General features: G+C 50.9%; 14 protein-coding genes. 6 read left to right on the top strand and 8 right to left on the bottom strand.

The genetic code is table 11. From position 1 onward, the window contains the following. Positions 1 to 11: 11 nt before the first annotated feature. The gene (locus A7K98_RS08595) at positions 12 to 881 is read left to right on the top strand and encodes a fructosamine kinase family protein (RefSeq protein WP_087488177.1); all 870 of its coding nucleotides are present in this window, start codon (positions 12 to 14) and stop codon (positions 879 to 881) included. Positions 882 to 884: 3 nt separating this feature from the next. Here the strand turns inward: A7K98_RS08595 and A7K98_RS08590 are convergent, their stop codons facing one another. Continuing rightward, positions 885 to 1,427 carry a YniB family protein gene (locus tag A7K98_RS08590; protein WP_087488176.1) on the bottom strand — a complete coding sequence of 181 codons (543 nt, stop codon included), beginning with the start codon at positions 1,425 to 1,427 and terminating at the stop codon, positions 885 to 887. A 165-nt stretch (positions 1,428 to 1,592) separates the two neighbouring features. Between A7K98_RS08590 and hxpB the strand changes: the two genes are divergently transcribed. The 3 genes from hxpB to A7K98_RS08575 all read left to right on the top strand — a co-directional run bounded on the left by hxpB (position 1,593) and on the right by A7K98_RS08575 (position 3,621). Then, positions 1,593 to 2,273, top strand: coding sequence for a hexitol phosphatase HxpB (gene hxpB / locus A7K98_RS08585; RefSeq protein ID WP_087488175.1), 681 nt, complete (start codon positions 1,593 to 1,595; stop codon positions 2,271 to 2,273). A 141-nt stretch (positions 2,274 to 2,414) separates the two neighbouring features. Then, the gene (locus A7K98_RS08580; protein WP_087488174.1) at positions 2,415 to 2,999 is read left to right on the top strand and encodes a metal-dependent hydrolase; all 585 of its coding nucleotides are present in this window, start codon (positions 2,415 to 2,417) and stop codon (positions 2,997 to 2,999) included. 226 nt (positions 3,000 to 3,225) lie between these two features. Beyond that, positions 3,226 to 3,621 carry a DUF6515 family protein gene (locus A7K98_RS08575; RefSeq protein ID WP_087488173.1) on the top strand — a complete coding sequence of 132 codons (396 nt, stop codon included), beginning with the start codon at positions 3,226 to 3,228 and terminating at the stop codon, positions 3,619 to 3,621. A gap of 55 nt (positions 3,622 to 3,676) precedes the next feature. Here the strand turns inward: A7K98_RS08575 and osmE are convergent, their stop codons facing one another. Beyond that, positions 3,677 to 4,015 carry an osmotically-inducible lipoprotein OsmE gene (gene osmE, locus A7K98_RS08570; RefSeq protein WP_087488172.1) on the bottom strand — a complete coding sequence of 113 codons (339 nt, stop codon included), beginning with the start codon at positions 4,013 to 4,015 and terminating at the stop codon, positions 3,677 to 3,679. 251 nt (positions 4,016 to 4,266) lie between these two features. Here osmE and A7K98_RS08565 point away from each other — a divergent pair, with 251 nt between their 5' ends. Both A7K98_RS08565 and nadE read left to right on the top strand, forming a co-directional pair. Next, a complete protein-coding gene (locus A7K98_RS08565; RefSeq protein ID WP_087488171.1) occupies positions 4,267 to 5,463 on the top strand; it encodes a multidrug effflux MFS transporter in 1,197 nt (398 codons plus the stop codon). Between the two features lie 103 nt (positions 5,464 to 5,566). Continuing rightward, complete coding sequence (gene nadE, locus A7K98_RS08560) at positions 5,567 to 6,397, top strand: ammonia-dependent NAD(+) synthetase (protein WP_087488170.1); 831 nt, start codon at positions 5,567 to 5,569, stop codon at positions 6,395 to 6,397. 113 nt (positions 6,398 to 6,510) lie between these two features. Here the strand turns inward: nadE and spy are convergent, their stop codons facing one another. The 6 genes from spy to A7K98_RS08530 all read right to left on the bottom strand — a co-directional run bounded on the left by spy (position 6,511) and on the right by A7K98_RS08530 (position 13,320). Beyond that, the gene (gene spy / locus A7K98_RS08555) at positions 6,511 to 7,002 is read right to left on the bottom strand and encodes an ATP-independent periplasmic protein-refolding chaperone Spy (RefSeq protein ID WP_087488169.1); all 492 of its coding nucleotides are present in this window, start codon (positions 7,000 to 7,002) and stop codon (positions 6,511 to 6,513) included. Positions 7,003 to 7,256: 254 nt separating this feature from the next. Further along, positions 7,257 to 8,237 carry a succinylglutamate desuccinylase gene (gene astE / locus A7K98_RS08550; RefSeq protein WP_087488168.1) on the bottom strand — a complete coding sequence of 327 codons (981 nt, stop codon included), beginning with the start codon at positions 8,235 to 8,237 and terminating at the stop codon, positions 7,257 to 7,259. 27 nt (positions 8,238 to 8,264) lie between these two features. After that, on the bottom strand, positions 8,265 to 9,593 hold the full coding sequence (gene astB, locus A7K98_RS08545; protein WP_087490429.1) for an N-succinylarginine dihydrolase: 1,329 nt from the start codon (positions 9,591 to 9,593) through the stop codon (positions 8,265 to 8,267). 19 nt (positions 9,594 to 9,612) lie between these two features. Then, complete coding sequence (gene astD, locus A7K98_RS08540) at positions 9,613 to 11,076, bottom strand: succinylglutamate-semialdehyde dehydrogenase (protein WP_087488167.1); 1,464 nt, start codon at positions 11,074 to 11,076, stop codon at positions 9,613 to 9,615. Further along, entirely contained in the window at positions 11,060 to 12,103 is a 1,044-nt protein-coding gene (gene astA, locus A7K98_RS08535; protein ID WP_087488166.1) for an arginine N-succinyltransferase, read from the bottom strand. Before astA ends, astD begins: the two co-directional genes overlap by 17 nt. Further along, positions 12,103 to 13,320: an aspartate aminotransferase family protein gene (locus A7K98_RS08530; protein WP_087488165.1), complete on the bottom strand. Its 1,218-nt coding sequence runs from the start codon at positions 13,318 to 13,320 to the stop codon at positions 12,103 to 12,105. Before A7K98_RS08530 ends, astA begins: the two co-directional genes overlap by 1 nt. Between the last annotated feature and the right edge of the window lie 265 nt (positions 13,321 to 13,585).

The raw sequence follows: 13,585 nt of genomic DNA, 5'->3' as shown, positions 1-13,585 counted from the left end.
AGGACAACTCCATGTGGTCAGCCATTACTCGACTGTTAGAACAGCAACAACAGGATTTTGCAGGAATATCCCACTATCATCAGTGTCATGGTGGCGAAGTTAACCAGTCCTGGCAGCTGATATGCGGTGATAAACATTACTTTGTGAAATCGAATCACGAGGCGATGCTCACCGCTTTTATCGAAGAAGCTGACCAGCTGGAGCTCCTGCAACGAACCGATTGTGTCAGGGTACCCAAAGTGTATGGTACCGGCACTTCCAGGCACCAGAGCTTCCTGATCCTTGAATATCTTCCCCCCGCCCCCTTATCAGTCAACTCCGCTGTGCTGCTGGGTAAGCAACTTTCTCAGCTGCATCAATGGAGTGAACAGCCCAAATTCGGTCTGGATTTTGACAACTCTGTGACACTGTCACCTCAGCCAAATAACTGGCAGCAACGCTGGGCATCGTTCTTTTCTGAACAGCGTATTGGCTGGCAGTTACAGATTGCCGCAGAGAAAGGACTTCATTTTGGGGATACGGAGAAAATCGTCGCCTGTATTGAGCGCTGTCTGGAGAATCACCACCCTGCGCCTTCATTGCTCCACGGAGATTTGTGGCCAGGGCACTGCGCCGAAGCACATAGCAGTCCGTGGTTGTTTAATCCGGCCTGTTACTGGGGAGACAGAGAGTGTGATCTGGCATTGTGGGAACCCGATAATTTGCTGACTCAGGAACTGATTAGCAGTTATCAGGCGGAAACGCCTTTTCCGGAAGGCTATCAGCAGCGACAACCTGCCTATCGCCTTTACTACCTTTTGAACCGGGCCTGTGCCTTTGGTGACCCCTGGCGGGAAGCTGCACAACAGACGATCAATGCTCTGTTGCGCAGATACGTATAAGGCTTAAACGTAGAGCAAGCCTGTGATTCGCAGGATAAAATAGCCAATCACAATAATAATGATCGGCAGCACATACAACGGGAAATACTGACGGAAAATGGAGTGGTTATGAGCCTGATACTTTTCAGTCAATTGTTGACGCGTCAGGCCGCCAGTCTCCTTAGCCTGTTCAATGATTAACTGATCTTCAATATTCTCCTTCAGGAAACGCGACTGACGCCACATCCGTGCTCCGGATGCCTGCAATGCCAGACCAATAAAAATCACCGCATAAATTATCCAGAACATCACATTTGGCTGGGTATGGAACTCCGGTACCGGAGAGTTGTTCCAGAACATATCCAGGAAATGAGTATTAAATTTAATCATATCAATCATGACATGCAGGAAATCGGATAGTACGGCATCAATACCCGGCTGCTTGTCACTGTGAATGAACAGAAAATTAAGCACCGATACCACGGTGGATATTACAGCCGGAATAAAGAGTACCCAGCCGGCAATTTTTTTGGCTATCGCTATCCGGCCTGTCTGTTGGTAATTCATGCTCTCTCCTGAAGCGGGTTTTATGGTACAAGTCTACCTGTGCCTTGACTATTTTTCCTGTTTTATCCTGTTACAATAGCTGTCGCTGACGAATTTTTCCTCAACCCGGACACTTATAATAGGGTGTCGCGGCCTCACGTGCTGATTTAATCTAATGGAGGATATATGGCTTATCAACGCCCGGTAAAAGCAGCAATATTTGATATGGACGGACTGCTGATTGATACCGAGCCGTTCTGGCAGCAAGCTGAATTAGAGATTTTTTCTACCGCCGGACTGGATATCAGCCTGCGGGACAGTTTTCCTGAAACCACCGGACTTCGTATCGATCAGGTTGTCAGCATGTGGTTCGAAGCCTGCCAGGTGACCCATCTTTCGGAGCAACAGGTCGCGGATCAAATTTTTGCACGGGTTGCAGAGCTTATCGAACAGCAAAAGCCACTGATGCCGGGAGTTCGTGAAGCGCTTACGCTTTGCCATTCCCTGGGCCTGAAAATAGGTCTGGCGTCCGCTTCGCCCTTATCTCTGATTGAAATGGTGCTGGAGTTGTTCTCAATCCGTCACTTTTTCAACGTGGTGGTATCTGCTGAAGACTTACCTTACAGCAAACCTCATCCTCAGGTTTACCTAAATGCCGCCAGCGAACTCAACGTCAACCCGTTGCACTGTGTCGCACTGGAGGATTCTCTGAATGGGATGGTCGCTGCTAAAGCGGCCAGAATGCGGGTACTGGTAGTGCCTGCCGCCAGTGAAGCTGCACTGCCGGTATGGAGCCTGGCTACAGCTCGTCTCGATTCGCTTAACAATTTGACCCCTGCCTTACTTGGAGTTCCGACTCAGCCATAATCCCCGGGCGGGAAGATAGCTCTTCCCGCTGCATTCCTCTGCCTGTCTGCGATAATAATTGTTACAGCGTCACATATACTTTAACTGTATAAATACCTATACTGTATGCATTGACAGTTTATGGGTAGTTGCAGGTATATCATGACGGCCGAAGGCCACATCCTTTTCGCGTTTGCCAGCGCAATCATCGCCAAACGTAGCGCATTAACTCCGGTGATCGCTGCGGCTGACTGGTGGCATCTGATTCCGGCCACATTACTGACCTGTCTGCTGCCGGATATCGATCACCCGGGTTCTTTGCTCGGCCAACGATTACGCTGGATTTCTAAACCGATTGCCAGAGCATTTGGCCATCGGGGATTTACCCATAGCCTGATTGCGATTGTTGGTGGCATCTGGCTGCTGCGGATTAAATTTCCGGAAGTATTGTGGCTACCGGCCGATGTGATGCAAGGGATGATTCTCGGCTACCTGAGTCATATTGTGGCCGATATGCTGACGCCAGCCGGTGTGCCCTTGCTATGGCCTTGTCGCTGGCGCTTCTGCCTGCCGCTGCTCTACTCTCAAAAAAATAACCAACTGGAACGGCTATTCTGCATATCACTGGTAATGTGCGCAGTTTGCTTACCAGGTCAGCTGACTAAACAGTTTATCAATACTACCGGCAGGCAACTCTATACGACGGCCGTATCATGGCAAAAACAAATCAGTCTGTCCTTGCAGTAACCGTAGTCTGGCGTCTCTGACTGACCAGTCTCCAGCCTGCCGAAAGCAAGTACAGGCGTTATTCATCGCTGTTTAAACCAGCAGTTATAAGTTCAGCTTTAACAGAGCGTGACGGGCCGTTAAGAAAGCGTTAAGTAGTGTAATTGGAGGAAAATTCAGAGCCCCGGCACTTGAGTTTTTACACGGCAACGCTATAACTTCACCATGCAATAGTTGGAGATGAAAGATGAAAAAAGTTATCGCGCCTTTGCTGGCATTAAGCCTGGTTCTTCCCGGTGTTGCCATGGCCCATCCGGGCTGGGGTGGCGGTGGTCCGGGCTGGGGTGGCGGTGGTCCGGGTTGGGGTGGTGGTGGCCCGGGATGGGGTGGTCGCGGTAGTTTCCTGCCTGACCTTGCCACGGGTGTTCTGATTGGTGGCCTCACCTATTACCTGCTGAACGGGCAGTACTACCAGCGTCAGGGGAACGAATATGTGGCAGTGAATCCGCCTCCACAGAGCTCACCACAAAGTACCCGGGTACTGGATTACGGCGGCAAACGTTATTATGTGCAGGCCGGTCATTACTATCAGCGCGATATTAATGGCGAATACATTGAGGTTCCGCGCCCTGCCGGACTGTAAAACAGAAAAGGCCAGCAATGCTGGCCTTTTTGTTACGCGCATTTGTTACAGATAATCAGCTCTGAGGGGCCTGTGGGTCTGTATCATATTCGGCGCAGCTCTGGAAACCGTAGTTCATAACGTGTCCGGTATCATTAAAGCTGACAAAATAAGTCAGTGGCTTGCCGTTACTTTCACCAATAATGTAGGTATCACAGGTACCACGGGCATGGATCATCGTGATCTGAGACGCCGGACGGCCGCCTATCTGACGAACCTGTTCACGGGTCATGCCTTTTTTTACATCTTTTACGACAGGCTGGGTGACATAACTTTCTGCCTGGTGATAGGTAGTACAGCCAGAAAGCACCGCCAGAGCCAGACCGGCAGCCAGAAATCCGGTGATTTTATGCATTATTTACCTCACTGTAATTGTAATACACAAGAAATATCCTCTGTAATCTTCAGTGGATATCCTTTAAGTGTAGCCGCTAATCATGATAAAACAAATGGTTAGAATGGACGGATGATTTATAAACCGATATTCTCACAGCCTGTAAAGCCCGGTGGTGAAGGCTCCGGTGCTACAAAAAAGAATAAACATATTAGTTTTCAACCTTATAACTTTCTCACGTTATTATTAGCGGGTTTACTTTCAGAGGAAAAATGTCCAAAGCTCCCCCCCATCGCATCGCATTTGCTATTACCCTCGGCCTGATGGCTGGTCTGGGTCCACTGTGCATTGATTTGTATCTTCCGGCTTTACCACAGCTCGCAGGATCCTTACATATCAGCACCGCTATCGCTCAGCTAAGCCTCACTGCCGGTCTGCTCGGGCTCGGCCTCGGACAATTACTGTTCGGTCCGATGAGCGATAAATATGGACGTACCGGTCCGCTTGCCCTGTCACTGCTGGTACTTTTTCTGGCTTCCATTGGCTGCTCACTGGCACAGAATATCGATCAGTTACTGGTGGCAAGGCTGCTGCAGGGGCTGGGAGGTGCTGGTGGTGCCGTGTTATCGCGCGCCATTGCCCGTGACATGTATCAGGGACATGAACTGACAAAATTCTTTGCACTGCTGATGCTGGTGAATGGTGTAGCGCCAATCGCAGCGCCGGTAATTGGTGGCTCACTGATGAGCATCATGAACTGGAGAGGTATTTTTATGGTGCTGGCAGGTGTTTCGGTACTGCTGTTCATTCTTTCCCGGTTACGAATTCATGAATCTCTGGCCCACGAGCGCCGCAGCCAGGGGTCTATACTCTCAGCCTGGGCGGCGTTAGGTCAGGTCATTACCCATCGGTCATTTATGGGTTTCTGTCTTACCCAGGGCTTTATGATGGCGGGTATGTTTGCCTATATCGGGTCCTCACCTTTTGTTCTGCAACAGCTCTACGGAATGACTCCACAAACATTCAGCCTGTGTTTTGCGCTTAATGGTCTTGGACTGATTATTGCATCACAAACCAGTGCCCGGCTAAGCCGCCATTTTGGGGAATACTCCGTTCTGAAAGGTGGTCTGATACTGGCTTTTGTGGCATCTCTGTGCCTGTTTATTGCCGGGCTTAGCCACGCGCCTTTAGCGATTGTCCTGCTGGCCCTGTTCTTTAGTATTGCCAGTAACGCAGTTATCTCTACCACTGCATCATCGCTGGCCATGCAAAGCCAGGGGAAACGGGCCGGGAGTGCTTCTGCCGTGATTGGTGTAACTATGTTTACCTTAGGATCGCTAAGTGTTCCGGTAACCGGTATTGGCGGAACATCGGTGTTTAGTATGACCGCCACTATCTTTGGTTGTTTTGTGCTGGCCATACTGATGTTTATCTTTGTGGCTAAGAGACCTGTACCGCAGACAAAATAATTGCCGTTGCTGCGTCGGCCAGCCTGGCAGAGTAAACTTATCTGAATTTTTGATGTTGTGACACGGCGGTCTGAAAGGCCGCTTTTGAGCTGAGGAAACTTGTATGGCATTACAACAGGAAATTATCCGGGCACTGGGTGTCAAACCGGTGATTGATGTTCAGCAGGAAATCCGCACCAGTGTAGATTTCCTCAAAGCCTATATGAAAACCTATCCGGGACTAAAAAGTCTGGTGTTAGGCATTAGCGGCGGGCAGGACTCAACACTGACAGGTAAACTCTGCCAGACTGCAATTTCTGAATTGCGCGCAGAGACAGGTAATAACCATTACTGTTTTATCGCTGTGCGCCTGCCCTACGGTAATCAGGCTGATGAACAGGATTGTCAGGATGCACTGGCGTTCATTCAACCCGACCGGTCTCTGACAGTGAATATTCGTCAGGCGGTATTAGCCAGCGAAGCGGCGTTAAAAGATGCCGGTATTGTGTTGTCTGATTTTGTGCGGGGTAATGATAAAGCCCGCGAACGAATGAAAACCCAATACAGCATTGCCGGCATGACAGCCGGAGTTGTGGTGGGAACCGATCACGCTGCTGAGGCCGTCACCGGATTCTTTACCAAATACGGGGATGGTGGTACGGATATCAATCCCATTTTCCGTCTGAATAAACGTCAGGGTAAACAATTACTCAAGGCTATGGGCTGTCCGGAACATCTGTATCTGAAACACCCTACCGCCGATCTGGAAGATGGCCGTCCGGGATTACAGGATGAAGTTGCACTGGGCGTCACCTACCAGCAGATTGATGATTATCTTGAAGGTCAGAGTATCGACCCGGCAGCCGCTAAGATTATCGAAGGATGGTACCTGAAGACGGAACATAAACGTCAGCCACCTATCACTGTTTTTGATGATTTCTGGAAAAAGGCCTGACCGAAATAGCGGCGACAAAATGCCTGTAAGGTAAAACCGCCGGAGCGGCTGACGGGTACTATCACTCGTCAGCCGCAACGGCGGTCTCAATAGGTTTAACGCAGAATTAAAACTTAGTCAGCGTTACGAGGCTGATGATGCTCGCCCTTACCTGGTTTGTCTGTCAGATGCTTCTCAAAATTGGCGTTATATTGCTTTTTCTGATCGGCAGTCAACACGTTATACAGTTTGTTTTCCGTTTCCAGTCTCTGCAGCGCTCTGTCTTTCGCATTTGCGGTCATCTGAGCTGCTTCAGCTTCGGCTTTACTACGGTCAAAGCTGTCTGATGCAATAATCGCATGTGCAGCACGGCGTTGTTCAACGGTCGGACGATGCATCTGATCATGGCTGGCTTTCATAATTTCACGAATCTGCTGTTTCTGAGCCTCTGTCAGGTTCAGACCTTTAAACATCATTGGCCCGTGGTGGCCTTTTTCATGATGAGGATGTTTGTGTTGCTCCGCGGCTGCCGGTAGTGGTGTTAAATTGTCGGCTTCGGCATGAACAACAGACGCGGCTCCGAAAGCCAGAGATGAAGCCAGAATCAGTGAAGTGAGTTTACGCATATCTTTATCCTTACTGTTTTTAATTGTCTGACGACACTGTCGCCGTTGAGATAAAGTCTACCCGCAACAACGTCAATTACTCAGTAACTGCGTAAATGACTGAAAACGAAAAAGCTAAAATCACAGCGATCATGGAGAAATCATGGATGAAGTCACACTGAGGTGATAAGAGCGGTTACCTGTAGTCAGATAATGTACGCAATGTGAAGACGACGTTCCGGCCTGGCAGCAGGAACGTCATGATAATACGCTTATTACTGTTCGACCAGCATCAGCCCCGCACGCAGGCCGTGGGCCACCCGCGGATTAGGGAACAACACCCTTTCTCCACCGGGGTTTTCCACCAGGTATTGTTGTTCACCGTCTTCTGCCAGTAGGGTTCCGGCAGCAAACTCAGTGAAGTTCAGAGTACTGTCAGCCATATGCAACCGGAACTCATCACTAAGCCGTGTGATTTGTTGCGCAACCCGGAAATGTTTAGCCGGCACCGCCGGTGCATCTGGCAGTGCGGTATCACCGCAAATCAATGCCAACAGCGCCTGTTGCGTGCTGGTGAAGTCCGACAAGCTATTACGACCAAATGGCAGTGCCTTGCCGAGCTCCAGCGTGCAGCTTTCTGCCTGCAGCGTATTGCAGCTGAAATGCGTAAATGTACCGCCAGGTGAACGGTGAAAAACCAGAGCCCCGGCACCGGCACGATTCAGCCAGTCAATAAATGGTTCACTCCAGGGACGCGGGCTGACCGGCAGCATTCCAAATTTCTGATACAACGATCCACGAATTGCTGTATGCAAATCAAGATGCCAGCAAATGCCGCTCTCTGTGGCCCCGTCCATAAAACGTTGCACAGCCTGTTCTAACTCACTGGCACGCCGTGACTCGTAGCAAGGCGCTATGGTCTTCCAGCCACTGGAAAACAACCGGTTAAGATCATAGTCGGTGAAACGACTGCCCGCCCGCAGAGCTGCAGGATTACCATAAATTATCAGTAACCGGCTGGTCAGCGGGCGTTCTCCTGCCAGTAGCTGGCTGACAATCGGATTAATAATTTCTACCGGGGCGGTTTCGTTACCATGAATCCCTGCCGAAATAACTAATGAATTACCTGCAACAGGGCCGGACGGCGTCAGTTCCAGAATACCCTCGCCGGTTTCGCGCCAGCTGAGAAACTTGTTTTTACCCTCTGATAAATCCGACGACTGGCCGGACAAAACATGTTGCAGATAATCATTCATAATTTGGCTGTTTCCATTCCAAGAGACTTAGCGCTGAAACTCATAGACACTGCCAAGATTTAACAGTTTCGTTAAATCATCCAGTGCATGGTTATTTTCGCTCAGTAGCTGAGGATCCGCCAGATCTTCCACCGTCAGCCGATCACGATAATACTTTTCGGCCCACTGGTTTAGCCGTGTAAACAGCTGGTCGTTCATCAGTACCGCAGGGTTAACCGCCTGCAACTCCTGCGCATTAAGCGCCACTCTTAAACGCAGGCAGGCAGGACCACCACCGTTGCGCATACTTTCCCGCAGGTCAAATACCTGCAACTCTGCTATCGGGTTATCTTCGGCCAGAACCTGCTGCAGATAACGCCAGACTTCCGGATGCTGCTCTGTTTCCTGAGGTAAAATCAGTGTCATGCTGCCATCGCTGCGGCTCAGTAACTGGCTGTTAAACAGGTAGGTATTTACTGCATCACTTACAGAGACACGATTATCCGGAACCACCACCGGAACAAAATCCGCTAATCGTTCACGAATTTTCCCGAACAACTGTTGCTGGTCAACAAATGCCAGTTCATGACAAAACAGCACCTGACGATGACTGACCGCTATCACATCATTATGAAACACTCCCTGGTCGATCACAGCCGGGGTCTGTTGCACAAACAGTGTTCTGTCCTCCTCCAACTGATGCAGACGGGCCACTGCCTGGCTGGCCTGTAATGTCTGTCTGGCCGGATAACGAACCGGTCCCTGTCCCGGATAACGCTCATCACGGCCGTAAACAAACAGTTCCAGTGGTGAAGTACCGTCCCTGGCACACAACCGGTTATGGTTCGCCGCACCTTCATCACCGAAACAGGCAATCTGCGGTAACGCCTCATGAACGGTAAAGTGCTGAGGGTCAGAGAAAATTGCCCGCAGCAGCCGGGTGGTTCCGTCGGCTTCGCTCATCCGGTGCAGTTTATTGTTCAGATTGGCAACCGTGAAATGTACCTTTCCGTCCGCCGTATCTGTTGAAGGGCTGACAGTGGAAGAGTTTGCCACCCACATTGACGACGCCGAGCAGGCAGCAGACAGTAAATCCGGCGCCTGTTGTAATGCTTTTTGTAGTACCTGTTGGTCGTTACCGGAAAAACCGAGTTGCCGCAATAATCCGACATTCGGCCGGGAAAGTGGCGGGATCACTCCCTGAACAAATCCCTGGTCCGCCAGCGCTTTCATTTTTGCCAGCCCCTGTTTCACCGCTTTAAGCGGGTTCGAGGGCTGAAACTGATTGCGTGCCGAGGCTTCATTACCAAACGAGAGCCCGGCGTAATGGTGAGTCAGGCCAACCAGACCATCAAAATTCGCTTCTGCTTTCTGAATATCCATACTGATACAGGTCTCATTCATCTGACGTGGAGAAATCAAGGCCGGGAGAGAGTTGTTCCGGCAGAACCAGTTGCTCGCTTTCCATCGAGGCCATAGGCCAGGCGCAATAGTCAGCTGCATACCAGGCGCCCGGGCGGTGGTTTCCGGAAGCACCCACGCCACCAAACGGCGCGTTACTGGCCGCCCCGGTCAGGGGTTTATTCCAGTTAACGATTCCTGCATGAGCTTCATTCAGTAGTTGATCGAATTTCTGACGATCACGGGAGATCAACCCGCAGGACAGGCCGTAACGGGTCTGATTTGCCATAACAATCGCCTGATCAAAATCGTCATAACGAATCACGTTCAGCAATGGGCCAAAGACTTCCTCGTCAGGCTGAGGTGGCAGATCTGTAATATCAATAATTCCGGGAGTAAGCAGCGCAGATGACTTGTCCGGCCAGCGCATTTCCAGCAGTACTTTCGCTCCCTCCGCGGTTAATTTGTTCCAGTGCTGCCAGATAAGCTCAGCAGCATGCGGAGAAATCACTCCCCCCATAAATGGCGCCGGAGTAGCATCCCACGGCGCAGGGACAATTTTCCCCGCCACTTCGGCCAGCCGTTCCAGGAATCTGTCACCGGCTTCTCCGCGTCTGACCAGTAAACGGCGTGCACAGGTACAACGCTGCCCCGCACTAATAAAGGCCGACTGGATGGTCAGATTTACGGCCGCGTCCGTTTGTTCTTGATCGTCAACAATCAATGCATTGTTACCACCCATTTCCAGTGCCAGCATCACTTCCGGACGACCGGCAAACTGGCGATGAATGTGGTAGCCCGTGGCTGCACTGCCGGTAAATAACACCCCTGCCAGTAAAGGATCTGCCAGTAATGCCTGACCAGTCTCCTTTCCTCCCTGTAGCAGGTTAATGACCCCGGCAGGCAGGCCCGCTTTCTGCCACAACTCTGTGGTCAGCTGTGCTGTCGCCGGGGTGAGTTCGCTGGGTTTAAATACCACGGTATTTCCGGCCAGCAGCGCAGGGACAATATGCCCGTTCGGCAAATGTCCGGGAAAATTATATGGCCCAAAAACTGCCATAACACCGTGAGGCCGGTGACGCAGGCTGTTATCCCCTTGTTGCGAGTTGCCGGTACGCTGATGCCATGACTGCTCAGAAATAGTGATCTTATTGATCATTGAGGTCACTTCGGTGAGTGATTCCCACAGAGGTTTTCCCGTTTCACGGCTAATCACTTCTGCCAGAGCAGCTTTGTTTTCTGTCAGTTGTCGGCCAAACTCTGTCACCAGTACCAGACGGTCAGAAAAACTGCGGCGCGACCAGTCACGAAGCGCAGCCGTGGCTGCCTGACAAGCGGCAGTCACATCCTGTTGCAGGGCAGTCGTTCCTTGCCAGACAGGTTGCCCGCTGACAGGGTCATTCTTGCTCAGCAGCGGTCCATGTCCTTCCTGCCACTGACCATTAATTAATAGTGTCATCACTGTTTTCCTTTGCACTGAGGCTGACAATACGCAACGGTTCACCAGCGCCTGTCTGTAAATATTCGGCCTGAGCCGTGGTAAGTGAGACGGACTCAGCCGTTGGATCAGCCGGTATCAGCATCGCCCTGAAATTCTGATAATCCTGATTTGCAACCAGGCACAATGGCCCGTCAGTATTGGCTTTATCAAGAGTGGTGGTAACTAACCGGCTGTCGCGGACCGAACGGATCTCATTAAGATCGCATTCCAGCGTCGGCCCGCCGTCAAAAATATCGACATAATTACGATAGCGAAAACCTTCCGCTTCCAGCATCGCCCGGGCGGGTGCAGTATTAGGATGTACCTGGCCGATAACCGCACGGGCTTCCGGTGACAGGTAATGAACATATAGCGGATGTTTTGGCATCAGCTCGGCGATAAATGCCTTGTGACCAGTGCCGCTAAGAAAATCAGCACGGCTAAATTCCATTGAGAAAAAATGTCTGCCTACACTGTCCCAGAAGGGAGAGTGTTCCTGTTCGTCGCTCACTCCACGCATCTCGGCAACTACACGGGGTGAGAACAGTTTTGGAAAATTCGCCATAAATAACAGCCGCGATTTTGACAGCAACTGGCCATTTTTATTTTCTCTGCGGTCGGGATCGAGGAACAAGGTGCATAGCTCACTGGCACCGGTATGGTCATTACTTAGTGACAGCGTAGCCAGATGGTTATAGACCTCTAACTGGCGGGAAGCATGAACCTGTGAACCCACCCGATAATTGTACCAGGGCTCTTCCAGACCCACCGCAACCTCAATCGCACAAATACCCGCGATTTGGTGGCTGCCTGGCTGCTCCAGTACAAAAACGTAACCCTGATGTGCTGGCGGGCACTCCCCGCGCCAGGTTTTCAGTGAACGCTCTATCCGCTCCGATAAAGTACGCTCATCCTGCGGCAGAGATGTCAGACCGCCGCCGGTTTTTCCGGCAAGCGCCATCAGCCCCGGCAGGTCATCATGGCTCACCGGACGAATCACTGACATTATCCGGCCTCCTGAACAAATGCCCACAGGGCGCGTTGCAACCGGTTCAGCCCTTCATCAATATCAGCAAACGGGATATTCAGTGCCGGTGCAAAACGCAGCACGCTGGCTCCGGCAATCAGGATCATCACCCCTTCCCGGGCTGCAGCCTGACTTATCGCTTTGGCTTTCCCCTGAAAACGCTCTGTCAGCTGGCAACCCATTAGCAGACCTTCACCACGGATATCAGAAAATATCTCCAGCTCACCGGTGATTTCCTGCAAACGCTGACGAAAATAGTCATGCCGCTGGCTGACACCCTCCAGCAATTCAGGGGTATTAATCAGGGAAAATGCTTTGTCCGCCACTGCCGCGGCCAGTGGATTGCCACCATAAGTGGTGCCGTGAGTCCCTACTGTCATCACTTTTGCACAACGTTCTGTAGCCAGCATCGCGCCAACCGGAAAGCCACCACCGAGTGCTTTCGCAGTGGTCATCACATCCGGAACCACGCCGTATTTCATATAAGCATACAAAGCACCGGTACGCCCGACACCGGTCTGAACCTCATCAAAAATCAGTAATGCGCCGTGTTTATCGCATAATTCCCTTAAGCCCTGCAGAAAACTTCGGCTGGCCGGAATCACACCGCCCTCTCCCTGGATAGGTTCTACAATGACTGCGCAGGTATCATCGTTAATCGCTGCGGTTGCCGAGCTCAGATCATTAAATTCTGCGTGACTGATTTGTGGTGGCAGTGGTGCAAAATCTGCGGAATAAGATGGCTGCCCCCCGGCGGTCACCGTAAACAACGTACGGCCATGGAAGGCATTATTAAATGCAACAATACCGCGCTTGCCCGGATTCCCCTGGTCATGAGCATATTTTCTCGCCAACTTTAGCGCAGCCTCATTAGCTTCTGCCCCCGAATTACAGAAAAATACCCGGTCAGCGAATGTGGCATCAATCAACTGTTTTGCCAGCCGTAATACCGGTTCATTGGTATATCCGTTACCGGTATGCCAGACCTTAGCGGCCTGTTCAGTCAGTGCCTGCTGCAACTGTGGATGACAATGTCCCAGTGCGTTAACTGCAATGCCGCCCGCAAAATCAACGTACTCTTTCTGCTGCTGATCCCATAACCGTGAACCTGCGGCCCGCACAGGGATAAAATCTGCAGGGGCATAAACCGGCAGGATCCACTGGTCGAAGTTCTGGCGGGTGATCGGTGCTTGCATAACAACCTCGGTTTTGTGTGTTGTGTTGTGATGTGAATATTATTTTTAAAATAGGCATGCACAGCAGTGCTGGCAGCTACTGTAGATTGCAGACAACGTGCCAGCCAAGAAAAATATTGCATAAAAAAATGCATAGCAAAATAAATCAATAGGTTACATCTTTACACTATTCACTTATTTTGCATAAGTAGTGAATGGCACTCTAAGGTGGGCTGGCGAGGGAGGGTGCAGAAGAGAACAATTATGCAGAAACAGATAAATATTT

The organism is Tatumella citrea (assembly GCF_002163585.1).
In the GTDB taxonomy this organism is placed as follows: domain Bacteria; phylum Pseudomonadota; class Gammaproteobacteria; order Enterobacterales; family Enterobacteriaceae; genus Tatumella; species Tatumella citrea.
The sequence above is the reverse complement of the archived record's forward strand: the minus strand, read 5'-3'. Positions and strand labels throughout refer to the sequence as shown.

Excerpts from the sequence above, each read along its gene's own strand:
- nadE (WP_087488170.1), top strand. The coding sequence starts at position 5,567 with ATGGCATTACAACAGGAAATTATCCGGGCACTGGGTGTCAAACCGGTG.
- astE (WP_087488168.1), bottom strand. The coding sequence starts at position 8,237 with ATGAATGATTATCTGCAACATGTTTTGTCCGGCCAGTCGTCGGATTTA.
- osmE (WP_087488172.1), bottom strand. The coding sequence starts at position 4,015 with ATGCATAAAATCACCGGATTTCTGGCTGCCGGTCTGGCTCTGGCGGTG.
- A7K98_RS08530 (WP_087488165.1), bottom strand. The coding sequence starts at position 13,320 with ATGCAAGCACCGATCACCCGCCAGAACTTCGACCAGTGGATCCTGCCG.
- spy (WP_087488169.1), bottom strand. The coding sequence starts at position 7,002 with ATGCGTAAACTCACTTCACTGATTCTGGCTTCATCTCTGGCTTTCGGA.
- A7K98_RS08565 (WP_087488171.1), top strand. The coding sequence starts at position 4,267 with ATGTCCAAAGCTCCCCCCCATCGCATCGCATTTGCTATTACCCTCGGC.
- A7K98_RS08580 (WP_087488174.1), top strand. The coding sequence starts at position 2,415 with ATGACGGCCGAAGGCCACATCCTTTTCGCGTTTGCCAGCGCAATCATC.
- A7K98_RS08595 (WP_087488177.1), top strand. The coding sequence starts at position 12 with ATGTGGTCAGCCATTACTCGACTGTTAGAACAGCAACAACAGGATTTT.
- hxpB (WP_087488175.1), top strand. The coding sequence starts at position 1,593 with ATGGCTTATCAACGCCCGGTAAAAGCAGCAATATTTGATATGGACGGA.
- A7K98_RS08575 (WP_087488173.1), top strand. The coding sequence starts at position 3,226 with ATGAAAAAAGTTATCGCGCCTTTGCTGGCATTAAGCCTGGTTCTTCCC.
- A7K98_RS08590 (WP_087488176.1), bottom strand. The coding sequence starts at position 1,427 with ATGAATTACCAACAGACAGGCCGGATAGCGATAGCCAAAAAAATTGCC.
- astA (WP_087488166.1), bottom strand. The coding sequence starts at position 12,103 with ATGTCAGTGATTCGTCCGGTGAGCCATGATGACCTGCCGGGGCTGATG.
- astD (WP_087488167.1), bottom strand. The coding sequence starts at position 11,076 with ATGACACTATTAATTAATGGTCAGTGGCAGGAAGGACATGGACCGCTG.